This window comes from Blastococcus sp. CCUG 61487, assembly GCF_005222955.1.
GTDB lineage: Bacteria > Actinomycetota > Actinomycetes > Mycobacteriales > Geodermatophilaceae > Blastococcus.
The window spans coordinates 20,409-41,305 of the sequence record NZ_LWUA01000101.1 but is presented as its reverse complement, the minus strand read 5'-3'; the positions used below and the strand labels follow the sequence as shown (position 1 = coordinate 41,305).

The window sequence follows — 20,897 nt, the reverse complement described above, 5'->3', positions numbered from 1 at the left end:
GCCGACGACGACGGCCGCGCCCTCGACCACGCCGTGCACGCCGAGGCCCTCGACGTTGGTGAAGCCCTCGACCGGGGGCAGCGGCCCGCGCTCGGCCGCGGCGGTCGCGACGGCCTGCGCGATCGGGTGCTCCGAGGCCGCCTCCAGGGCACCGGCCATCCGCAGCACGGCGTCGGCGTCCGCGCCCTCGGCGGGCACGACGTCGAGCAGGGTCATCCGCCCGGTGGTCACGGTGCCGGTCTTGTCCAGGACGACGGTGTCGACCCGGCGGGTGTTCTCCAGCACCTCCGGGCCCTTGATGAGGATGCCCAGCTGCGCGCCGCGGCCGGTGCCGACCATCAGCGCGGTCGGCGTGGCGAGCCCGAGCGCGCAGGGGCAGGCGATGATCAGCACGGCGACGGCCGCGGTGAACGCCGCGGGCAGCCCGGCGCCGGTGCCGATCCAGAAGCCGAGCGTGGCCACCGCGAGCGCCAGCACGATCGGCACGAAGATGCCCGAGATGCGGTCGGCGAGCCGCTGCACCTCGGCCTTGCCGTTCTGCGCGTCCTCGACCAGCCGGGCCATCTGCGCGAGCTGCGTCTCCGCGCCCACCCGCGTCGCCCGCACGACCAGCCGGCCACCCGCGTTGACGGTGCCCCCCACGACCGTGTCGCCCCGGCCCACCTCCACGGGCACCGACTCGCCGGTGAGCATCGAGGCGTCCACGGCCGAGGAGCCCTCGGTGACCTCCCCGTCGGTCGCGATCTTCTCCCCGGGGCGGACCACGAACGAGTCGCCGACGGCGAGCTGGTCGACCGGCACCCGGAGCTCGACCCCGGCCCGCAGCACCGAGACCTCCTTGGCGCCCATCTCCAGCAGCGCCCGCAGCGCGGCACCCGCCCGCCGCTTGGACCGCGCCTCGAAGTACCGGCCGGCCAGGATGAACGTGGTCACCCCGGCGGCCGCCTCGAGGTAGATGTTGGCGCTGCCGTCGGAGCGCTCGATGGTCAGCTCGAAGGGGTGCACCATGCCCGGGATGCCGGCCGTGCCCCAGAACAGCGCGTAGATCGACCAGCCGAACGCGGCCAGCGTGCCCAGCGAGACCAGGGTGTCCATCGTGGCCGCGCCGTGCCGGAGGTTGGTCCAGGCGGCACGGTGGAACGGCAGCCCGCCCCACACCACCACGGGTGCGGCGAGGGTGAGCGAGAGCCACTGCCAGTACTCGAACTGCCAGGCAGGCACCATCGCCAGCGCGATCACCGGCACGCTGAGCAGCGCGGAGACGACGAGCCGGGTCCGCAGCGGCGCGACCGGATCGGCCTCGGCCGGCTCCTCCGCCTGTGGCGGTTCGGGCAGCGCGGCCGTGTAGCCGGTCTGCTCGACGGTGGCGATGAGGTCGTCGGTGGTGACGTCGCCGGTGACGCTGACCTTCGCCTTCTCGGTGGCGTAGTTGACGGTGGCGGTGACGCCCTCGAGCTTGTTGAGCTTCCGCTCCACGCGGTTGGCGCAGGCGGCGCAGGTCATCCCGCCGATGAGCAGCTCGACGTCGGTGCGCGGCCCGGTCGGGGCGGTGGTCATGAGCCGTGCTCCTCGTGCGCGCCGACGGTCACCGTGAAGGCGGCCGTGCGGACGATGTCGCCGTGCTTGAAGTCCAGGAACAGCCGGTAGGTGCCGGCCGAGGGTGCGGTCGTGGCGAACCCGATGTTCGGCCCGGGGGCGGGTGCCGCGCCGCCGGGCGGGTCGGTCGGGTGCACGTGCAGGTAGCCGAGGTCGCCCTGGCGCAGCGCCACCAGGTGCCCGGAGGCGCCGAGGTAGGGCTGCAGGTCGGTCACCGGAGCGCCGTCCCGGCTGATGCCGAAGCGGAGCTCGGTCTCCTCGCCGGCGGTCAGCTCGCCGTCGAGGACGACGGTGTAGCCGTCCACCTCGGCGACCGCCGCGGGAGCGGGGAGGGGCTGCGGGGCGTGGTCGCCGGCGACGGCGAGGTCCGCGCCGAGCACCCGGTCCTCGCCGTCGGCGCTCGCGGCGAAGTCGGCGAACACCCGCCAGGAGCCGGGGGTGAGCTCCAGGGGCACCCGCCAGACGCCGTCGGCGTCCATCTCCGGGTGCACGTGCTGGTAGCCGGTCAGGTCACGGCGGACGGCGATCAGGTGCAGGTCCTCCTCGTGGCGGACCGCGAAGTCGGTGACCGCGTGCCCGTCGGGCCCCTCGATCCGGAAGGCCAGCGGGACGGCGTCCCCGGCCGCGACCGCGGGCCGGTCGAGGACGAGCGCGTAGCCGTCCTCGGAGACCACGAGCCCGGCCGGCAGGTGGGTGCCGTCGGGCTCGTGCGGTGCCTGCTCCCCGTGCGCGGCGCCCTGCTCGGCCGCCATGTCGTGCCCGGCCGCTGCGGACTCCTCGGCCGTCGAGCCGATCGGGCCGACCAGCGCACCGACGCCGGTGGCGGCGCCGAAGATCGCGAGCAGCCCGATGCCGAAGCCGGCGAGCTTGACCGGTGTGTTCATGGCGATGCGGTCGCCGGTGCGGGCTGGATCAGCCCGCGACCGAGTAACCGGCCTCCTCCACGGCGGCGCGGACGGCGGTCTCGTCGACCGGGGCGTCGCTGGTGACGGTCAGGCCACCGGACTCGAGGTCGACCGCGACGTCGGTGACGCCGGGGACCGTGGAGACCTCCTCGGTGACGGAGGTGACGCAGTGGCCGCAGGTCATGCCGACGACGGTGAAGGTGGCGGTGGTCATGGGGGTTCCTCTCGGGGGGTGGGGGGTCAGGAGCGGACGAGCCGGGCGATGGCGTCGGAGGCCTCGCGGATCTTCTCGTCGGCCTCGCGGCCGCCGGTCCGGGCGGCCTGGACGACGCAGTGGCTCAGGTGCTCCTCGAGCAGTCCCAGCGAGACCGCCTGCAGCGCCTTCGTCATCGCCGAGACCTGGGTGAGGATGTCGATGCAGTACTTCTCGTCCTCGACCATGCGCTGCAGCCCGCGGGCCTGGCCCTCGATGCGGCGCAGCCGCTTGAGGTAGTCGTCCTTGCGGCCGATGTAGCCGTGCGGCGCGTGCTCGAGGCTCGCCTGCTGGTGGTCGCCGACCTGTTCGACGGTGTGCACGCCGGACCTCCTGCCGTGGCCGCGACCCTCGCAGCGCGAGGCGGAACTATACCCCCCTAGGGTGTATCCGCGCCAGGCTTGCCCGCGGCGCGTTGCCGGAGCCGTGACACGTCGGAGCGCAGCCGGTCCAGGTGCTCGTGCGCAGCGGTGAGCTGGTCCTGCAGGCCGACGATGAGCTCGGCGGAGGCCAGCGAGTGGCCGTCGTCGAGCAGTCCCCGGAGTCGGGCGGCCAGGCCGAGCTGGCTGCGGGAGTAGCGCCGGTGGCCACCGGTGGAGCGGTGCGGCTGCAGGACGCCGGAGGAGTCGAGGCTGCGCAGGAAGGCGGCACGGACGCCGAGCAGCTCGGCGGCCTGGCTCATGGTCAGGGCGGGGAAGTCGGGGTCGTCGAGGCGGCGCAACGGGTCGGCAGGGGCGGTGTCGTCGGCCATCGCCGTCCTCCTTCGGGTCGGTACGAGACGCCGAGGGGCCGGACCCTGTGCGTGGGTCCGGCCCCTCCGGTCGCCGTCATCAGCTGGTGACGGACTTCTGCTCCTCGGACGAGGACTCGCCCTCGATGGTGCGGGCCTCGACCGCGGCGGGTGCGTCCGCCCTGTTCACGGTGATCTTGCGGGCCTTCGCCTTCTCGGCCACCGGGATGCTCACGGTGAGCACGCCGTCGTGGTAGCTGGCCTCCAGCCGATCGGTGTCGAGACTGCGGCCCAGCACCAGCTGTCGGGTGTAGCTCCCGAACGGGCGCTCGGCGATCAGCCACTCGGCGTTCTCGAGCTGGGGAACGCTGCGCTCGGCGCGGACCGTGAGCGTGTTGCCTTCGATCGAGAGGTCGATCGAACCGGGGTCGATGCCCGGGAGGTCGAGGTGGGCGACGAAGTTGTCGCCGACCCGGTAGGCGTCCATGGGCATGCCCGACAGGGCGCGGGCGGTGCCGGCGCCGGCCCGGCCGGTCAACTGGTCCAGCGCGCGGAAGGCGGCGGAGGTGGCGGCGAACGGATCGTATGCGGTCAGCATGATGGCGGAACCTCCTCGTGTGTAGTTGTCGTCTGTTCGCTGCCCGAGGTGGAACCTCTAGTGGCGGCTAGAGATTACCTCGGGCATGCGCTAGATACAACGTCCTTGTGTGCTAGATATTCCCTGCCGTCGTGAGGCGCGGTACGAGGCGGTCCGGCGAGCACTCCCGAGGGGAGCCGGTGTCGGGGGCCGGTTGCCGGCGGTGCGGCTCCTAGCCTGACCCGGTGTCCACCGGTCATACGCACACCCACGGGCCCGATCCCGACGCGCCACCGCCGAGCCCGGAGACCCTCCGCCTGCGCCGACGGGCGGTCTGGCTCATGCTGCTCGTCCTGGTGCCCGTCGGGCTGGCGACGATCATCGGCCTGTTCGTCCTGTGGCCCAGCGGCGAGCCGACCCGCGCGCAGGAGGTGGCGGCCACCTACCTGCCGCCGGGCACCACCTACCCCGATGCGCGGGTGGTGTCGCTGGAGGAGTTCGAGTGCGGTGACCCCGGGCGGCCGGCGACGTGCGGGACAGCGGTCGTCGAGGTGCTGGACGGCGAGGGAGCCGGCGACTACGTGCAGGTCGACCTGCCCCCCGACGTGGTTGCCGGTGGCGTGGACGAGGGCGACACCCTGGTGCTCACCCGGGACGCCGGCGCGGAGGGCGGTGCGGGCTACCAGTTCTTCGACTACGAACGGGACGCCCCGATCATCACCCTCGCGATCGCGTTCGCCCTCGTGGTGGGGCTGGTCGCCCGCTGGCGCGGCCTCGCCTCGCTCGTCGGCCTGGCGTTCGCCTTCTTCGTCCTGCTGAACTTCATGATCCCCGGGCTGCTGTCGGAGTCCTCGCCGTGGCTGGTCAGCCTGGTCGGCTCCGCGGCGATCATGTTCGTCGTCCTCTACCTGGCGCACGGCTTCTCCGCCCGGACGACGACGGCGCTGGTCGGCACGCTGTTCGGGCTGGCGCTGGTCGCCGTGCTGGGGTCGCTGGCGGTCTCCTCCGCCCGGCTCACCGGGCTGACCAGCGAGGAGACGACGACCCTCAACAACTTCGACCCCACGCTGAACTTCTCCGGCCTGGTCCTCGCCGGGATCGTCGTCGCCGGGCTCGGCGTCCTCAACGACGTCACGATCACCCAGGCCTCGGCGGTGTGGCAGCTGCACGAGGTGGACCAGTCGATGACCTGGCGGGAGCTGTACGACCGGGGGATGACGGTGGGCCGCGACCACATCGCGTCGACCGTGTACACGATCGTCTTCGCCTACGCGGGGGCCGCGCTGCCGCTGCTGCTGCTCTTCGAGCTCTACGACCAGCCGATGTGGACCCTGGTCACCTCCTCCGCCCTCGCCGAGGAGGTCATCCGCACGCTGGTCGGGGCGATCGCCCTGGTCCTGGCGGTCCCGGTGACGACGGCGGTCGGCGCCTTCTTCGCCAAGGCCGCCGCCACCTCCGCCGGCGAGGCCACGGAGCGGAGGCTGTCCGCGCTGCAGGCTAGATTCGCCCGATGACCATCGACCGGCCCCGTCCCGAGGCTCGCCCCGAGCTTGCGAGGGGGGAGGTGGACGGGGTCCTTCCGCTCCTCGCCGCCGCCCAGGCCGCCCCCGGCTTCATGCCCGACGACGAGGGCATGGCCCTCTACGACGCCGCCCGATCGGTCGCCGTGCCCGGGCCGCTGCTCGAGGTGGGCAGCTGGATGGGGCGCTCGGCGCTCTACCTGGCCGCCGCCGCCCGGGAGACCGGCCGGCAGGTGGTGACGGTCGATCACCACCGCGGCTCGGAGGAGCACCAGCCCGGCTGGGAGTACCACGACCCGTCGCTGGTCGACCCCGCCGTCGGCCTCGTCGACACGCTGCCGCGCTTCCGCCGCACCATCGCCGAGGCCGGTGCCGAGGACGTCGTCATCGCCGTCGTCACCAGGTCGGAGATCCTCGCTCCGCTGTGGAGCACGCCGTTGGCGCTGCTGTTCCTCGACGGTTCGCACACCGAGGAGTCGGCGCGCCGCGACCAGGACGCGTGGGTCGCCAAGCTCGCCGTCGGCGGCACCCTGGCGATCCACGACGTCTTCCCGGACCCGGCCGACGGCGGCCAGGCGCCCTACGGCGTCTACCGGCGGGTGCTGGAGACCGGCGACTTCACCGAGCTCTCCGCGGTCGGCTCGATGCGGCTGCTGCGCCGCGACTCGTGACCGGCGACCCGCTCGCCGACGAGCGCGCCGCCGCGCTGGCGCAGATCGAGGCGCTGACCCGCCAGTTCGACGAGATCGTCGCCGCGTCGCAGGCGTCCAACGCCGACGACGAGCACGATCCCGAGGGCGCGACGATCGCGTTCGAGCGGCAGCAGGTCGCCGCGCTGCTCGACCAGGCGCGTCGCCGGCTGGCCGACGTCGACGCCGCCGTCACGGCCGTGGAGGCCGGCACCTACGGGCGGTGCGAGAACTGCGGGCGGCCGATCGGCGAGGAGCGGTTGGCCGCCCGGCCGACCGCCCGCACCTGCATCGACTGCGCCCGCTGAGCCGCCCCGGGCTCACGAGACGTAGCGGCGGGCGGTGGAGCGGCGCTGGGCCTCGTCCAGCGCGGCGAACCGGGCCTCGGCGTGCGGCGGGAGGACGCGCCGTTCGCGCAGCACCCACGGCAGCCCCCGCACGGCGTCCAGCAGGCCGAGCGCGGTGACCCGGTCGCGCGGCACCGTGCGCAGCAGGTGCGCGGTGCGGCGTAGCGCCGGGCGGGCGGGACGGCGCAGCCACGTCGTCCAGAGGGTGTTGCGGATGCCGTCGCGGCGGCGCCGGTGCGGATCCCGCGCCCGGCTGGCCTCGTGGTGCACGGTGAGCGCCGGCAGGTAGCACAGCTCCCAGCCGCGGGCGGCGAGGTCACCGGCCATCAGCTCCTCCTCGCCGCCGAGCCAGAGCCGCTCGGAGAAGCCGCCGACGTCGTCGAAGGCCGCCCGCCGCAGCACGGAGGCCCCGGCCAGGAACGAGCCCAGCGCCGGGCCGGGCAGCCAGTCCGCGCCGCGCACGGGGGAGTCGCGCAGCTCGGGCACGATCGGGTCCTCGGTGCCGCCGGGCTCGACCAGGATCCGCGCGGTGACGACGGCGAGCCGCGGGTGGGCGTCGAGGGTGTCCGCCGCGGTGCGCAGCGAGCCGGGCTCCCACCAGGTGTCGTCGTCGCAGAACGCGACGTAGGGGGTGTCCAGCCGGGCCACGCCGAGGTTCCGCCCGACCGCGCCGAGGTTGCGGCGGCTGGCGATCAGCTCCACCGAGGGGAACCGCGACCGGACCGCCTCGGCCGTGCCGTCGGTGGAGCCGTTGTCGACGACGACGACGTGCGGCTGCTCCGGCAGCGCCAGCAGCCGGTCCAGCGCCCGCAGCAGTTCGTCCCGCCGCTGGTGGGTGATGACGACGACGGCGACCCGCGGGTCCCGCATCAGGCGGCCTCGCCCGCGAGCAACCGCAGGTCGGCACGCACCCGCGGCGGGATCGGCCGCCGGTGGCGCAACGCGGCCGGCACGTCCGGCAGCGCCCGGAGCAACCCGGTGCGCCCCGCGCGTCCGGACCGCACGGCTCCGGCGAGGACGGCGGCGAGGTCGGCAGCGGGGAGCCGCATCGCCGCGGTGAGCAGCCGGCTGCGCCAGATCCCCGCCTGCCGGCGACCGGGGTCGTCGCGCCGTGGCGAGGGGTGGTGGTGGATGGTCACCTCGTCCACGTAGGCCATGCGCCACCCCGCCGTCGCCAGGTCCAGGGCCAGCCGCTCCTCCTCGCCGGGGAAGCGGACGATCGCGTCGAAGCCGCCGACCTCCTCGAACGCCTCCCGGCGCACCAGGGCGGCGCAGGCCACGAAGCCCAGCAGCGCGGGCCCCGGCAGGTCGTCGGCGGGCAGCGGGCTCCGGGCCATCTCCGCGCACACCGGATCCAGCCGCGCCTCGGGCCCGACCAGGATGCGGGCGTTGAGCACGGCGAGCCGCGGGTGCGCGCGCATGATCTCCACCGCGCGGGCCAGGTCGCCGGGTGCCCACCAGGAGTCGTCGTCGGCGAACGCGACGAACGGGGTCCCGGCGCGTGCGGCACCCAGCGTCCGGGCGGCGGCGCCGACGTTGCGCTCGAGCGGGAGCACGGTGACCTCGGGGTGGGCGGCGCGCACCGCGTCGACGGTGCCGTCGGTGGAGCCGTTGTCCACGAGGACCACCGGCGCCTCGTGCCGGGGGAGGGAGGTCAGCAGGTCGGCGCGACGGTTCCGGCTGGCGACGACGACGGTGACGTCGCCGGGTGCAGCGGGGAGCGACTGGGTCACGGGGTGACCGTGCCCGCACCTCCCGGTACCCAATCGGCCGTCCGGGCGTCGTCGTCGGTCGTGCCGGCCGGCGGCAGCGCGGACGGATCGGCGAACAGGCCCGACGCCGGGGACGCGCCCGAGAGGGCGTCGGCGGCCAGCAGCACGGCGGCGGCGGTCCAGGTGGTCTGCTCGATCGGCCAGCGCGCGTCGTCGGCGAACACGTAGCCGGTCCAGTAGGAGCCGTCGTCGTCCCGCAGGTGCTGCATGGCCGCGACCTGCTCGAGCGCGGCGTCCCGCTGCCCGGCGACCACGAGCGCGAGCGCCAGCTCGCAGGTCTCGGCCCCGGTCACCCACGGCCGGTCCGACACGCACCGGGCGCCCAGGCCGGGGACGACGAAGGTGTCCCAGCCCTCGGCCAGCCGGTCGCGGGCCTGAGCACCGGTGACCGCGCCGCCGAGGATCGGGTAGTACCAGTCCATCGAGTAGCGCGACCTGTCGGCGAACGCCTCGGGCCGGGTGCGCAGGGCGGTGCCGAGGTCGCTGACCGCCAGCTCCCAGTCCGGCTGCGGCTCGCCCACCAGCCCGGCCAGCGCGATGCCGCAGCGCAGCGCCTGGAACAGGCTGGCGTTGCCGGTGAGCAGGGCCAGCGAGTCCGGGGTGCGGTCGCGGCGCAGCGCCCAGCCGATGGCGCCGCCGTCGAGCTGCATGGCGACGACGAGGTCCAGCCCCCGGCGCACCGTCGGCCAGAGCTCGGTCACGAGCTGCTCGTCGGCGGTGATCAGCCACCGGTGCCACAGGCCGACGGCGAGGTAGCCGGCGTGGTTGCTCTCGACGGCGGCGGAGACCTCGGCGCCGTCGCGGTACTCGGCCGCCCACGAGCCGTCGGGGCGCTGCCGGCCGGCCAGCCAGCGGTAGGCGGCTGCGGCCCGCTCGTGCTCGCCGCCCAGGTCCAGGCCCATGGCCGCCTCGACGGAGTCCCACGGGTCGAGCTGGCCGCCGCGGAACCAGGGGAGGGCGCCGTCGGAGTCCTGCTGCGCGGCGATCCAGGCGACGGTGGCGCGCACCTGGTCGCCCGTCAGCACGCCGGGCAGCTCGGGCAGCAGCAGGGCGCGCTCAGCCGGCGGCAAGGACCTGCTCCACCTCGTCGGCCGTCGGGGCACCGGCGTCGGCCGGCTTGTCCGCGTAGATGACGAAGCTCTTGCCGAACACGGGGTCCAGCAGCTTCTCGGCGGTGCGGGTCAGCCACGGTCGGTGCATCAGGTCCCACACCAGCAGGCGGTGGTAGGCGCGGACGGCGGCGTTGTCCTTCTCCACGCCGACCGCGCACTTCAGCCACCAGAACGGCGCGTGCAGGGAGTGCGCGTGGTGCGTCCGGCCGGGCACCAGGCCCACGGAGGCGAGCCGCTCGCGGACGACGCCGCGGCGGTAGATGCGGATGTGGCCGCCCTCGTTGGCGTGGTATTCGTCGGACAGCGCCCAGCAGATCCGCTCGGGGCCGTACCGGGGCACCGTCATCACCATCCGGCCGCCCGGCTTGAGCACGCGGAAGATCTCGGCCATCGCCGTGACGTCGTCCGGGATGTGCTCGAGCACCTCCGACGCCATGACCCGGTCGACGCTGGCGTCGGGGAAGGGCAGGTGCAGCAGGTCACCGCGCACCACCTCGAAGCGGGCCGGGGTGCCGTCGGGCCGCAGCCCCGCCTCGCCCTCCTCGGCGATCGCGCCCAGCCAGCGCTTCGTCGTCTGCACCTCGGAGACGCCCCAGTCGACGGCGACGACGTCCGCGCCCCGGCGGTAGGCCTCGAAGGCGTGCCGGCCCTCGCCGCAGCCGAGGTCGAGCACGCGCATCCCCGGCCGCAGGTCGAGCAGGTCGTAGTCGACTGTCAGCAAGGGAGTCCCTTCCGTTCCAGGGTCTGCGCGTACCAGTCAGCGGTGCGCTCGGCGGTGGCCCGCCAGGTGTAGTTGTCCAGCACCCGACGGCGCCCGGCGCGGCCCAGCTGCTCGCCCAGCGACGGCGAGTCGAGCACCAGCTTCAGCGCGGCGGTGAGCTCCCCGACGTCGCCGGCCTTCACCCGCAGCCCGGCCTTGGTGCCCACCACCTCGGGGAGGGCGCCCGCGTCGGTGGTGACCAGCGGCGTCGCGCAGGCCATGGCCTCGATGGCCGGCAGCGAGAAGCCCTCGTAGAGCGACGGGATGGCCATGACCGCCGCCCGCTGGAGCAGCGCGATCAACTCCTCCTCGGGCACGGGGCCGGTGAAGCGGACGGCGTCGCGCAGGGCGAGCCGGTCCAGGGCGGCCTCGGCGGGGCCCCCGGGACGCGCGGTGCCCACGACGGTGAGCGTCACCGGCCGCTCGGTGCGGAGCTTGGCGAGCGCCTCCAGCAGGTGCACCAGGCCCTTGAGCGGCACGTCGGCGCTCGTGATGGCCAGGATCGAGTCCGCGTCGCGCTGCCGTCCCTCGGCGGGGGGCGCGAAGACGGCGGGGTCGATGCCGTTGGGGATGAGGTCCACGCGGGACGCGGGGAGCCCCATGTACTTCTCGATGTCGGTGCGCGAGGTCTCCGACACCGTGGTGACCGCGTCGAGCCGGCGCACCACCTTGGCCTGCATGCGGGTGAACGCGTACCAGCGGCGCAGCGTGAGCTTCCGGTGCAGCGACGGCGCCGCGGCGAGCTCCAGCTCGCGGTCGATGGCGATCGGGTGGTGCACCGTCGCGACCGTCGGCAGCCCCGCTCGGGCGAGCTTCAGCAGCCCGTAGCCCAGCGACTGGTTGTCGTGGACGACGTCGAACTCGGCGGCGCGGGGGAGGAGGTGCCGCGCGGCGCGGAGGGTGAAGGTGAGCGGCTCGGGGAAGCCGGCCGCGCACATGGTCGCGTACTCGAGGACGTCGATCCGGTCGCGGAACTCCGACGGCCGCGGGATGCGGAACGGATCGGGCTCCCGGTAGAGGTCCAGGCTGGGCAGCGGGGTGAGGGCGACGCCCTCGTCCAGGACCGGGTAGGGCTGCCCGCTGAACACCTCGACGCGGTGCCCCAGCGCGGCCAGTTCGCGCGAGAGCGCCCGGACGTAGACCCCCTGGCCGCCGCCGTGGGGCTTGCTGCGGTAGGACAGCAGTGCGATGCGCAACGACCGTCCCATGGTCGGGAACTCTAACGAGGCACCCCGACGTGCCCGGATACCAGCCGTGCCGCGACCCCCGTCCGGGTGCATCCACCACCTGGCAGGGTGCACCGCATGATCCGTCACGTCGTCACGTTCACGTGGTCCCCGGAGGCGGACGCGCAGCGGCGCGGCACCACCGTCGCCGCCCTCCGGAACCTGCGGCAGGCGGTGGGCGGGATGACCTCGCTGGTCGTCGAGGAGGACGCGGGGCTCACCGACGGCAACGCGGACGCGGTGCTGATCGCCGACTTCCCCGACGTCGAGGCCTTCCGCCGGTACGCCCAGCACCCCGACCACCTCGCGGTGCTCGCCGAGCACGTGCGCCCGATCCTCGCCTCGCGCGCCGCCGTCCAGTACCGGACCTGATCGGCCCGGCGGATACCGTCGTCCCATGTCGACGACACCCCGCCCGTTCGGCCGCGTGCGGCTGCTCGCCGCCGGCGTGGCCTGCGCCGCCGTCCTCACCGCGTGCGGCGGGGGTGACGACGGCGACGCGGACACGGGTGCCGACGCCGGCGCGAAGGAGGCGACAGCCTCGGAGCAGGCCGAGCCCGACCTCGCCTCGGGGCTGCTCACGGCCGACGACTTCGGGCCCGACGCCGTGGTGGCCGCGGTGTCGCCCGAGGACCTCGAGGCCGGCGCCGGCATCGCCGCGGAGCTGGACGACGTCCAGATCACGCCCGAGTCCTGCTCGGGCGCCGTCGAGGGCACCCAGCCGGACCTGGCGGACTTCGACGACGTCGCTGCCGTCAGCGCCACGGAGGGCACGACCGTCACCGTCGAGATGCTGACCCGCGGCGGCCCGGTCGAGGGAGCGATCGACCAGCTGGCCGGGGCCGTCGAGCGGTGCCCGCAGGCGCAGGTGAGCTCCCCGGAGATCGGGGAGGCGACCGTGACGTTCGAGGAGGTGCCGGTCGGCGACCTCGGCGACGGCTCCGCCGCCCTGCTCTACACGACCCTCGTCGGGCTGCCCGACGGGACGTCGGTGTCGGTGCCGGCGCTCGTGGGCGCGGTGCAGGACGGCGACCGGCTGGTCATCCTCACGACGCTCTCGGTCGACCCGACCGGTGCCGGCGTCGAGCTGGACCTCGCGGCGTTCGCGGCGCTGCTCGAGCAGGCCTACCAGGCGCAGGCCGCCGCGTTCGACTAGGCCGTCCACAGGCGTGGGTGGCTCCACAGATCCCGTCGGCGGGGTCCGGCGGCGGTGCCCGACGGGCAGCGTCGACGCCCATGGAGACCAGACCCACCGTCCGCATCGACGACCCCGGTGACCTCGTCGCCGGGCTGCCGCACCTGCTGGGCTACCGGCCGCGCGAGTCGGTCGTCCTCATCGCCCTCGGAGGGGAGTCCGGCCGTCGGGTCGGGCTGACCGCGCGGGCCGATCTCCCGCCCGCGGGCCACGGCCGCGAGCTCGCGGCGTCACTCGCCCGGCGCCTGGCCACCGACGGCGCGCAGCGAGCGCTGGCGGTGGTCGTCTCGGAGGACCCGGACGAGCCGGGATGGTCGGGGGTCGGTCTCCCGCACCGGGAGCTGGTGCACGACGTGGTGCTCGCCCTCGACGACGTCGGCCTGTCGCTGGAGCAGGCGTTGCTGGCGCGCGGCGGCCGGTGGTGGGACTTCGACTGCGCCCAGCCGTGCTGCGCTCCGGGGGCCGGCACCGCACTGCCGGGCGGGACCGGCGCGATCGCGGCCGCTTCGGTCGCCGCCGGCATGGTGGTCGCCGCGGACCGGGCGGAGCTGGAGCAGCGGCTGACCCCGTCCCTGCCGGTCGCCCGCGCCGCGGCCGAGCAGGCCTGCGCGCGGATCATGGCGGAGTTCGCCGCCCGACCGCACGAACGCACCGGGCCGGCGGCCGACGAGCGGATCCTGCGGGCGGTCCGGCGCTTCCGGCCGGGGCCGGTGCGCGAACGGCTCGACGACGACGAGCTGGCCCGGATCGTGTGCAGCCTGAGCGACGTGCCGGTCCGCGACCGGGCGCTGCGGCTGTGCCTCGGCGCCGAGGCCCCGGCGGCCGAGGCGTTGTGGACCGAGTGCGTCCGCCGCGCGCCGGCACCGCTGGACGCCGCGCCCGCCACCCTGCTCGCGGTCACCGCCTGGCTGCGCGGTGACGGGGCCATGGCCAACATCGCGCTGGACCGTGCGCTGGCCGGCGATCCCGGCTACCACCTCGCCGGGGTGCTCGCCGACGCGCTGACGGCCTGCGTCCCGCCGAGCCGGCTGCGCGCCTTTCTCGTCGAGTCCCTGCTCGCCGAGGCCGGCCGGGAGCCGGACCTCGGCCGGTGGTGACCCGACCGTCGAGGTCAGGGCAGTGCGGGTCAGGGCAGTGCGGGTCAGGGCAGTGCGGGTCAGAGCAGCTCGGGCCGCTGCCACTCCCGGTCCAGGACCTGCTCGGCGAGGAACGCGAGCACCGTCTCGTACCAGACCATCGAGTTGCCCGGCGTCAGCACCCAGTGGTTCTCGTCGGGGAAGTAGAGAAACTTCGAGGGCACGCCGCGCTTCTGCAGGTCGTACCAGAGCCGCAGCGCCTCGCCCACCGGCACGCGGTAGTCCTTGTCGCCGTGGATGACCAGCATCGGCGTTCGGATGGCGTCCGCGAACCGGTGCGGCGAGTACTGCTCGTAGCGCTTGGGCTCGGCGAGCGGGTCGCCCCACTCGCGCTCCCAGAAGTAGGCCGCGTCGGTGGTCCCGGTGAAGGAGTCCAGGTGCCACAGGCCGGCGTGGCTGACGATCGCCCGGAAACGGTCGGTCTGCGTGGCGATCCAGTTGGCCATGTAGCCGCCGAACGAGCCACCCATCGCCGCGGTGCGCGAGGCGTCGATGTCCGGGCGTCGCTCGGCGGCGTCCACGGCGGCCATGAGGTCGGTGTAGGGCGCGGCTCCCCACTCGCCCCACCCGCGGCGCACGAAGTCCTGGCCGAAGCCCTGCGACAGCGCCGGGTTGGGCAGCAGCACCGCGTAGCCCTGGGCGGCCAGCACCCAGGGGCACCACCGCCACGACCACGAGTTCCAGCTCATCAGCGGCCCGCCGTGGATCCACAGCACCAGGGGAGCGGGGGAGTCGGCGGAGGCGCCCTCGGGCAGCACGAGCCACGACTGCACCTCGGCGCCGTCCTCGGCCGTCGTCCGCAGCTCGGTCAGCGTGCCGGGCAGCGAGTCGAGGGTGGCCGGGTTCGGCAGCACGTCGGGGTCCTGCAGCGGCGTCCGCGGATCGAGCCGCACCGGCACGTCGGGGGAGTCGTAGGCCGAGCGCAGCGCGTAGAGGGCGCTCCCGTCGCGGGCGACCTGCAGGTTGCTGTACGCGCCGTCGGCGGTCAGCCGCACCGGGTCCCCGCCGGCGAGGTCCACGCGGAACACGGCGTGCCGCCCGTCGTCGTCGGCCAGGAAGTAGACGGCCGCCCCGTCGGCGCTGAACTGCGGAGCGCTCGGCCAGCGGTCGAAGTCGGGGGTCAGGTCGCGCGCCGCGCCGCTGTCCACGTCGACGACGAGCAGGGTGTAGTCCGGTGGCTCGGCGTAGCTGGACAGCGACTCCCGCACGCAGACCACCCAGCGGCCGTCGGGGGAGAAACGGGCGCCGTAGACGTCGGCGAGCGGGTCGTCGACGAGCACCCGGGTGTCGCCGTCGTCGGTGGCGGTCAGCACCACCCGGTTGCGGTGCCCGGCGGGGCCGTCGGGCACCTCCTCGGAGCGGACCAGCAACCGGCCGTCCGGCGACAGCGCGAACTCGGTTCCCGACCCGTGCGGCGGGAGGGCGTCGGGGGTCAGGTCGCGCAACGCCGGCGGCTCGCCGTCAGCGACCTCCTCCGTCGGCAGCCGGCCGGCCCAGAACAGGTGCGGCGCGGCCGGGCCCAGGTCGTGGTCCCAGTACCGGATGGGATAGGTCTCGTGGAGGATCGCCGTCACGCCGGCGTCGGCGCGCCGCTTCCGGCGCTCCTCGTCCGCCTCGGTCTCCGCGCCTCCCGGCTGGGTGGGCGAGGCGACGACGACGTCACCGGTGTCGGCCGCGACGGCCACCGCCGCGACGCCGCCGGGGCGGGCGAGCACCATCCGGGCCTCGCCGCCGGGTGGCAGGCTCCAGAGCCCGGGCTTGGGCTCGCCCTCCTGCGCGGCCGACGGATCCGGGCGGGCCGAGGTGAACAGCAGCGAGCCGTCCGGAGCCCAGACCGGAGAGGACTCACCCGGCGCGCTGCGGGTCAGCCGGCGGGCCGGACGCTCGCCGGCGGGGTCGACCTCCCAGAGGGCGGTCCGCCACTTCTTCCTCGCGGGGTCCAGCGTGGCCACGGTGACGGCCAGGCGCGAGCCGTCGGGGGACAGCGCCAGCGCACCGATCCGCGGCAGGGCGACGAAGTCGCTCAGCCGGTGGAAGGGCGAGGGCACCTGCTCGGCGGGCGACTCGGGGGACGGTTCGGCGGACGACGGGGCGGAGGAGCTCACCGGGGCCCTCTCTCAGCGGCGGCGGGGACCGCCTCACCGTAGTGAGACGGTCCCCGCCGCGCTCCGATCGGCCACCCCGGGCCGGCGCCTCAGAGCAGGGGCGCTGCCTCGAGCGGGGTGAGCTCCTCGTCGACGGCGCTGACGAACATGTGCTGGGCCACGCCCATCGGCAGCACGTAACCGTCCAGGCTCACCGAGCCCTCGGCCAGCCGCGCCTGCTTCGTGACTCCCGGCCGCACCCCCTGCTCGGCCAGGGCCCGCAGCAGCTCGGTGTTCTCCTGCAGCTGCTCGCTGATCTGCCGGATCACGACCGGCCGCCCCTCTGGGGTCGCGGTCGTGGACAGCAGGGTGAGCGCGTCCAGGACCGCGGAGGTCTCGCCGCCCACCGGCTCCTCGCCGCGCAGCAGGTCCAGCCCCGGGATCGGGTTGCCGAAGGGGGAGACCGTGGGGTTGCCCAGCAGCGAGAGCAGGCGGCGCTCCACGGCCTCGCTCATCACGTGCTCCCAGCGGCACGCCTCCTCGTGGACGTCGGCGTAGTCCAGGCCGATCACGTCGACCAGCAGGCACTCGGCCAGCCGGTGCTTGCGCATGACCGCCGTGGCCAGCAGCCGCCCCTCCTCGGACAGCTGCAGATGGCGGTCGCCCTCGACGGTCAGCAGACCGTCGCGTTCCATGCGAGCCACCGTCTGGCTCACCGTGGGGCCGCTCTGGTGGAGCCGCTCCGCGATCCGGGCTCGCAGAGGGACGATGCCCTCCTCCTCGAGCTCGAAGATGGTGCGGAGGTACATCTCCGTGGTGTCGATCAGGTCGTTCACGCAGTCCTCCTCCGTGTTGCCGGCCAGTCTACGGGGCTGCGAGCGCCCTCCAGGGGGACGCGCAGCCCCGGTCAGGAGGACGTGCCGCCACTCACGCCGGTAGCGTCGCTCCCGTCGGGCGGCCCGTGCGCGAACCGCGTTCACGCCGCCGGGTCCGGCACGAGGAGGTGCGGTGAGCGACTCGGTCGCCGTCGTCTGGGACGAGGCTCTGCTCAGCTACACCATGGGCGGCGAGCACCCGCTGCACCCGGTGCGGCTCGACCTCACGATGCGGCTGGCCGACCAGCTCGGCGTGCTGTCCGGCGACCGGATCCGCGTGCTCCGCCCCACGCCCGCCGACGAAGAGCTGCTCACCCTGGTGCACGACCCCGCGTTCCTCGAGGCGGTGCGCCGGGCCCCCTCCGACCCCACCGTGGGCTACGGGCTCGGCACGTCGGACAACCCGATCTTCCCGGACATGTACGACGCCGCGGCGCTGATCACCGGCGGCAGCGTGCTCGCCGCCGAGCAGGTGCACACCGGCGCCGCCCAGCACGCGGTCAACATCTCCGGCGGCCTGCACCACGCGATGCGCGACGCGGCCTCGGGCTTCTGCGTGTTCAACGACGCCGCGGTGGCCATCGCCTGGCTGCTGGGGCAGGGGTACGAGCGGATCGCCTACGTCGACCTCGACGTCCACCACGGTGACGGCGTGCAGGCGGCCTTCTACGACGACCCCCGGGTGCTCACCGTGAGCATCCACCAGACGCCGCTGACCCTCTGGCCGGGCACCGGCTTCGCCGAGGAGACCGGGGACCCGGAGAAGGCCTCGGGCAGCGCGGTCAACCTGTCGCTGCCCAACGGCACCGACGACTCAGGGTGGCTGCGCGCGTTCGACGCCGTCGTCCCCAGCGTGCTGCGTGCCTTCGCGCCGCAGATCCTGGTCACCCAGTGCGGCTGCGACTCCCACCACGAGGATCCGCTGGCCGACCTGTCGCTCACCGTCGACGGCCAGCGGGCGAGCTACCGGGCGATGCACGAGCTGGCGCACGAGATCTGCGACGGACGCTGGATCGCCCTCGGCGGAGGCGGCTACGGGCTCGTCCGGGCGGTGCCCCGCGCCTGGACGCACCTGCTCGCGGAGGTGGCCGGCGCCCCGCTGGACCCGGCGACGGAGATCCCGCAGTCGTGGCGGGACGACGTCGCCGCCCGGGGTTTGCGCGCCCGCCCTCCGACGCACATGACCGAGGGCGGGTACACCGGCTTCTCGCGCTGGGACAGTCTCAGCGGCTCCCGGGTGGACCGGGCCATCCTCCGCACCCGCACGGCCAGCTTCCCGCTCCTCGGACTCGACCCGGACGACCCCCGTGATTAAGGACCGCCCAGCCCCCCACCACTCGCGGGCTCGCGGTGGGCCCCTGCTGGGCGGCCGGAGGCTGCCGTGACGATCGAAGAATCCATCGACCCGACGCCGCCGAAGCACTGGGAGGCCGACATCGTGGCCGCCGACGGCGGGACGGTGCACCTGCGCCCGATCCGCCCCGACGACGCCGAGGGCCTCACCGGGCTGATGGAGCGCAGCAGCGACCAGACCCGCTACTACCGGTTCTTCGGGCCGATGAAGCGGCTGTCGGACAAGGACCTGCACCGCTTCACCCACGTCGACCACGACAACCGGGTCGCCTTCGTCGTGCTGCTCGGCGACCAGGTCATCGGCGTCGGCCGCTACGACCGCTACCCGGGCACCGACGATGCCGAGGTGGCCTTCCTCATCGAGGACGCCCACCAGCGCCGCGGCCTGGGCTCGGTGCTGCTCGAGCACCTGGCCGCCGCCGGCCGGGAACGCGGCATCAAGCGGTTCGTGGCCGAGGTGCTGGCGCAGAACAGCTCGATGGTGCGGGTCTTCCGGGATGCCGGATACAAGTCGGCCCGCTCCTACGAGGACGGCATCGTCCACCTCACCTTCCCGATCGAGCAGACCGAGGACGCGCTCGCGGTCACCTACGAGCGCGAGCAGCGCAGCGAGTCACGGTCCATCGCCCGGCTGCTCACCCCGTCCTCGGTCGCCGTGGTGGGCGCCAGCAACGACGAGGACAAGATCGGCAACGCGCTGCTGCGGCACCTGCTCGACTACGGGTTCGCCGGCCCCGTGTACCCGGTGAACCCCACGGCCCGGCACGTGCGCGGGGTACCGGCCTACGCCGACCTGGAGTCCGTCCCGGACGACGTGGACCTGGCGGTCCTCGCGGTTCCCGCCGACGAGGTCGCCGGAGTGGTCGAGGCGGCCCGCCGCAAGCGCGTGCGGGGGCTGATCGTGGTGTCCGGCGGCTTCGGCGAGACCGGACCGGAGGGGCGCGAGGCCGAGCGCCGGCTCGTGGTCGCGGCGCGCGCGTCCGGGATGCGGGTGGTCGGCCCGAACTGCCTCGGCGTGGTCAACACCGACCCCGCGGTGCGGCTCAACGCCTCGTTGGCGCCGATGGTGCCCGGGCGGGGCCGGGTCGGCTTCTTCGCCCAGTCCGGTGCGCTCGGCGTGGCCCTGCTGGAGCGGGCGCGCAGCCGCGGGATCGGGCTGTCCACGTTCGTGTCCGCCGGCAACCGCGCAGACGTCAGCGGCAACGACCTGCTGCAGTACTGGGCGACCGACCCCGGCACCGAGGTCGTCCTGCTGCACCTGGAGAGCTTCGGCAACCCGCGCAAGTTCGCCCGGCTCGCCCGCACCGTCGGGCGCACGAAGCCCGTCGTGGCGGTGAAGAGCGGGCGGCACGTCAGCGTCACCCCGGGCCTGGCCGGCACGTCGGTCGCCGTGCCGGAGGAGTCGGTCGCCGCGCTGTTCGCCTCCGCCGGGGTCATCCGGGTCGAGACCGTGGCGCAGATGTTCGACGTCGGCACGCTGCTCGCCCACCAGCCGCTACCGGCGGGCAACCGGGTCGCCGTCGTCGGCAACTCGACGGCGATCGGCGTCCTGGTCGCCGACGCGGTCCTGGAGGAGGGGCTGGAGCTGGCGCACGAGGCGCCGATCGACATCGGCGCGAACGGCACCCCCGAGGAGTTCCGGGCGGCGCTGCAACGAGCCGTGGACGACGAGGGGGTCGACGCCGTCATCGCGGTGTTCCTCCCGCCGCTGATGGCCGGCTCGCAGGAGTTCGGACCGGCGCTGCGCGAGGTCTCCGTCGGCTCCGACAAGCCGGTGCTGGCCAGCTTCCTGTCCACCGAGGGCGTGCCGCCCGAGCTCGCCGTCCTCGACGAGCACGGGATGCCGGCACGCGGCTCCGTGCCGTCCTACAGCACCCCCGAGCGCGCGGTGATCGCGCTGGCGAAGGCGGTCGAGTACGCCCGCTGGCGCCGGCGCCCGGTGGGCGAGGTGCCCGAGCTGCCCGACGTCGACGAGGCCGCGGCGCGGGCGGTGGTCAAGAAGGCGCTCGCCTCGGCGCCCGACGGCCGCGAGCTGGACGACGACGAGCTGATCGCGCTGCTCGGCGCCTACGGCGTCCCGCTGCTGGGCACCCGGACTGTCACCGACGCGGACGCGGCGGTCGCCGCGGCCGAGGAGATCGGCTACCCGGTGGTGCTGAAGTCGACCGCGCCCTGGCTGCGGCACCGCTCCGACCTCGGCGGGGTCCGGCTGGACCTGGCCGACGCCGATGCGGTGCGGACCGCGTTCGCCGCGATCCCGTCCGGCGACCCGGTGATCGTGCAGGAGATGGCGGCGCCCGGGGTGGCGACGGTCGTGGAGATCGTCGACGACCCCTCCTTCGGTGCGCTGGTGAGCTTCGGGCTCGGAGGTGTGGCCACCGAGCTGCTCGGCGACCGCGCGTTCCGCACGCTCCCGCTCACCGATCTCGACGCCGCCGAACTGGTGCGGGCGCCGCGGGCGTGGCCGCTGCTGGACGGCTGGCGAGGATCCGAGCCGGTGGACACCGACGCGCTCGAGGACCTGCTGCTCCGGGTCGCCCGGCTGGCCGACGACCTGCCCGAGGTGCTCCGGCTGACGCTCGAGCCGGTCATCGTGGGCCCGCCGAACCCCTGGCACGGCGGGCGCTCGCTGATGATCGCCGGCGGCACCTGCGTGGTCGGCCGGCCCACCGCGCGGGTGGACCCCGGCGCGCGGCGGATGCGGTCGCCGGTGTAGCCGCCGTCCCCCCTCACGACGACGGGTCCCCCCTCACGGTCGACGGTGAGG

The 20,897-nt window shown here is 74.6% G+C and carries 21 protein-coding genes; 8 read left to right on the top strand and 13 right to left on the bottom strand.

All coding sequences use genetic code 11. The features are described 5' to 3' along the window. The 6 genes from A6V29_RS07030 to A6V29_RS07005 form a co-directional block, all read right to left on the bottom strand. On the bottom strand, window positions 1–1,557 hold a 1,557-nt coding region (locus tag A6V29_RS07030), incomplete at its 3' end, for a heavy metal translocating P-type ATPase (RefSeq protein WP_137159646.1). After that, entirely contained in the window at window positions 1,554–2,480 is a 927-nt protein-coding gene (locus A6V29_RS07025; RefSeq protein WP_137159645.1) for a DUF8832 domain-containing protein, read from the bottom strand. The genes A6V29_RS07030 and A6V29_RS07025, both read right to left, overlap by 4 nt. A gap of 28 nt (window positions 2,481–2,508) precedes the next feature. Then, window positions 2,509–2,715: a heavy-metal-associated domain-containing protein gene (locus tag A6V29_RS07020; protein WP_137159644.1), complete on the bottom strand. Its 207-nt coding sequence runs from the start codon at window positions 2,713–2,715 to the stop codon at window positions 2,509–2,511. A gap of 26 nt (window positions 2,716–2,741) precedes the next feature. Continuing rightward, window positions 2,742–3,077 (bottom strand): metal-sensitive transcriptional regulator, encoded by a 336-nt coding sequence (locus A6V29_RS07015; RefSeq protein WP_137159643.1) that lies wholly within the window; start codon window positions 3,075–3,077, stop codon window positions 2,742–2,744. 56 nt (window positions 3,078–3,133) lie between these two features. Continuing rightward, on the bottom strand, window positions 3,134–3,505 hold the full coding sequence (locus A6V29_RS07010) for a helix-turn-helix domain-containing protein (protein ID WP_137159642.1): 372 nt from the start codon (window positions 3,503–3,505) through the stop codon (window positions 3,134–3,136). A gap of 79 nt (window positions 3,506–3,584) precedes the next feature. After that, complete coding sequence (locus tag A6V29_RS07005; RefSeq protein WP_137159641.1) at window positions 3,585–4,082, bottom strand: Hsp20/alpha crystallin family protein; 498 nt, start codon at window positions 4,080–4,082, stop codon at window positions 3,585–3,587. A gap of 224 nt (window positions 4,083–4,306) precedes the next feature. On the opposite strand from A6V29_RS07005, the gene A6V29_RS07000 reads away from it, so the two are divergent. Genes A6V29_RS07000 through A6V29_RS06990 form a run of 3 tightly spaced genes read left to right on the top strand, consistent with a single transcriptional unit; the run spans window position 4,307 to window position 6,578 of the window. After that, window positions 4,307–5,575, top strand: coding sequence for a YibE/F family protein (locus A6V29_RS07000; protein WP_137159640.1), 1,269 nt, complete (start codon window positions 4,307–4,309; stop codon window positions 5,573–5,575). Next, entirely contained in the window at window positions 5,572–6,252 is a 681-nt protein-coding gene (locus A6V29_RS06995) for a class I SAM-dependent methyltransferase (RefSeq protein WP_249933078.1), read from the top strand. Before A6V29_RS07000 ends, A6V29_RS06995 begins: the two co-directional genes overlap by 4 nt. Then, on the top strand, window positions 6,249–6,578 hold the full coding sequence (locus tag A6V29_RS06990; protein ID WP_137159639.1) for a TraR/DksA family transcriptional regulator: 330 nt from the start codon (window positions 6,249–6,251) through the stop codon (window positions 6,576–6,578). Before A6V29_RS06995 ends, A6V29_RS06990 begins: the two co-directional genes overlap by 4 nt. A 12-nt stretch (window positions 6,579–6,590) precedes the next feature. On the opposite strand, the gene A6V29_RS06985 is transcribed toward A6V29_RS06990, so the two are convergent. Genes A6V29_RS06985 through A6V29_RS06965 form a run of 5 tightly spaced genes read right to left on the bottom strand, consistent with a single transcriptional unit; the run spans window position 6,591 to window position 11,469 of the window. Beyond that, window positions 6,591–7,487: a glycosyltransferase family 2 protein gene (locus A6V29_RS06985; protein WP_137159638.1), complete on the bottom strand. Its 897-nt coding sequence runs from the start codon at window positions 7,485–7,487 to the stop codon at window positions 6,591–6,593. Continuing rightward, a complete protein-coding gene (locus A6V29_RS06980) occupies window positions 7,487–8,350 on the bottom strand; it encodes a glycosyltransferase family 2 protein (RefSeq protein ID WP_170977731.1) in 864 nt (287 codons plus the stop codon). The genes A6V29_RS06985 and A6V29_RS06980 overlap by 1 nt, the downstream gene beginning before the upstream one ends. Further along, window positions 8,347–9,459, bottom strand: coding sequence for a prenyltransferase/squalene oxidase repeat-containing protein (locus A6V29_RS06975; RefSeq protein ID WP_249933077.1), 1,113 nt, complete (start codon window positions 9,457–9,459; stop codon window positions 8,347–8,349). The genes A6V29_RS06980 and A6V29_RS06975 overlap by 4 nt, the downstream gene beginning before the upstream one ends. Continuing rightward, window positions 9,446–10,222: a class I SAM-dependent methyltransferase gene (locus A6V29_RS06970; protein WP_137159636.1), complete on the bottom strand. Its 777-nt coding sequence runs from the start codon at window positions 10,220–10,222 to the stop codon at window positions 9,446–9,448. The genes A6V29_RS06975 and A6V29_RS06970 overlap by 14 nt, the downstream gene beginning before the upstream one ends. Further along, window positions 10,216–11,469 carry a glycosyltransferase family 4 protein gene (locus A6V29_RS06965; protein ID WP_137159635.1) on the bottom strand — a complete coding sequence of 418 codons (1,254 nt, stop codon included), beginning with the start codon at window positions 11,467–11,469 and terminating at the stop codon, window positions 10,216–10,218. The genes A6V29_RS06970 and A6V29_RS06965 overlap by 7 nt, the downstream gene beginning before the upstream one ends. A 96-nt stretch (window positions 11,470–11,565) precedes the next feature. On the opposite strand from A6V29_RS06965, the gene A6V29_RS06960 reads away from it, so the two are divergent. From A6V29_RS06960 to A6V29_RS06950, 3 genes are all read left to right on the top strand, one after another. Continuing rightward, a complete protein-coding gene (locus A6V29_RS06960; RefSeq protein ID WP_137159634.1) occupies window positions 11,566–11,859 on the top strand; it encodes a Dabb family protein in 294 nt (97 codons plus the stop codon). Between the two features lie 25 nt (window positions 11,860–11,884). After that, the gene (locus A6V29_RS06955; RefSeq protein WP_137159633.1) at window positions 11,885–12,643 is read left to right on the top strand and encodes a hypothetical protein; all 759 of its coding nucleotides are present in this window, start codon (window positions 11,885–11,887) and stop codon (window positions 12,641–12,643) included. An 80-nt stretch (window positions 12,644–12,723) separates the two neighbouring features. Then, entirely contained in the window at window positions 12,724–13,779 is a 1,056-nt protein-coding gene (locus A6V29_RS06950; protein WP_137159632.1) for a DUF4192 domain-containing protein, read from the top strand. Window positions 13,780–13,838: 59 nt separating this feature from the next. Here the strand turns inward: A6V29_RS06950 and A6V29_RS06945 are convergent, their stop codons facing one another. Continuing rightward, on the bottom strand, window positions 13,839–15,923 hold the full coding sequence (locus A6V29_RS06945; RefSeq protein WP_212719083.1) for a S9 family peptidase: 2,085 nt from the start codon (window positions 15,921–15,923) through the stop codon (window positions 13,839–13,841). 89 nt (window positions 15,924–16,012) lie between these two features. Further along, window positions 16,013–16,738, bottom strand: coding sequence for an iron-dependent transcriptional repressor DtxR (locus A6V29_RS06940; RefSeq protein ID WP_137159631.1), 726 nt, complete (start codon window positions 16,736–16,738; stop codon window positions 16,013–16,015). A gap of 172 nt (window positions 16,739–16,910) precedes the next feature. On the opposite strand from A6V29_RS06940, the gene A6V29_RS06935 reads away from it, so the two are divergent. After that, window positions 16,911–18,092 (top strand): acetoin utilization protein AcuC, encoded by a 1,182-nt coding sequence (locus A6V29_RS06935; RefSeq protein ID WP_137159630.1) that lies wholly within the window; start codon window positions 16,911–16,913, stop codon window positions 18,090–18,092. Between the two features lie 66 nt (window positions 18,093–18,158). Next, a complete protein-coding gene (locus A6V29_RS06930; RefSeq protein WP_137159629.1) occupies window positions 18,159–20,846 on the top strand; it encodes a bifunctional acetate--CoA ligase family protein/GNAT family N-acetyltransferase in 2,688 nt (895 codons plus the stop codon). Window positions 20,847–20,897 lie beyond the last annotated feature (51 nt).

Bases quoted from the DNA above. Each gene is read 5' to 3' on its own strand.
- A6V29_RS07025 (WP_137159645.1), bottom strand. From the start codon at position 2,480: ATGAACACACCGGTCAAGCTCGCCGGCTTCGGCATCGGGCTGCTCGCG.
- A6V29_RS07020 (WP_137159644.1), bottom strand. From the start codon at position 2,715: ATGACCACCGCCACCTTCACCGTCGTCGGCATGACCTGCGGCCACTGC.
- A6V29_RS07010 (WP_137159642.1), bottom strand. From the start codon at position 3,505: ATGGCCGACGACACCGCCCCTGCCGACCCGTTGCGCCGCCTCGACGAC.
- A6V29_RS07005 (WP_137159641.1), bottom strand. From the start codon at position 4,082: ATGCTGACCGCATACGATCCGTTCGCCGCCACCTCCGCCGCCTTCCGC.
- A6V29_RS06995 (WP_249933078.1), top strand. From the start codon at position 5,572: ATGACCATCGACCGGCCCCGTCCCGAGGCTCGCCCCGAGCTTGCGAGG.
- A6V29_RS06985 (WP_137159638.1), bottom strand. From the start codon at position 7,487: ATGCGGGACCCGCGGGTCGCCGTCGTCGTCATCACCCACCAGCGGCGG.
- A6V29_RS06965 (WP_137159635.1), bottom strand. From the start codon at position 11,469: ATGGGACGGTCGTTGCGCATCGCACTGCTGTCCTACCGCAGCAAGCCC.
- A6V29_RS06960 (WP_137159634.1), top strand. From the start codon at position 11,566: ATGATCCGTCACGTCGTCACGTTCACGTGGTCCCCGGAGGCGGACGCG.
- A6V29_RS06955 (WP_137159633.1), top strand. From the start codon at position 11,885: ATGTCGACGACACCCCGCCCGTTCGGCCGCGTGCGGCTGCTCGCCGCC.
- A6V29_RS06950 (WP_137159632.1), top strand. From the start codon at position 12,724: ATGGAGACCAGACCCACCGTCCGCATCGACGACCCCGGTGACCTCGTC.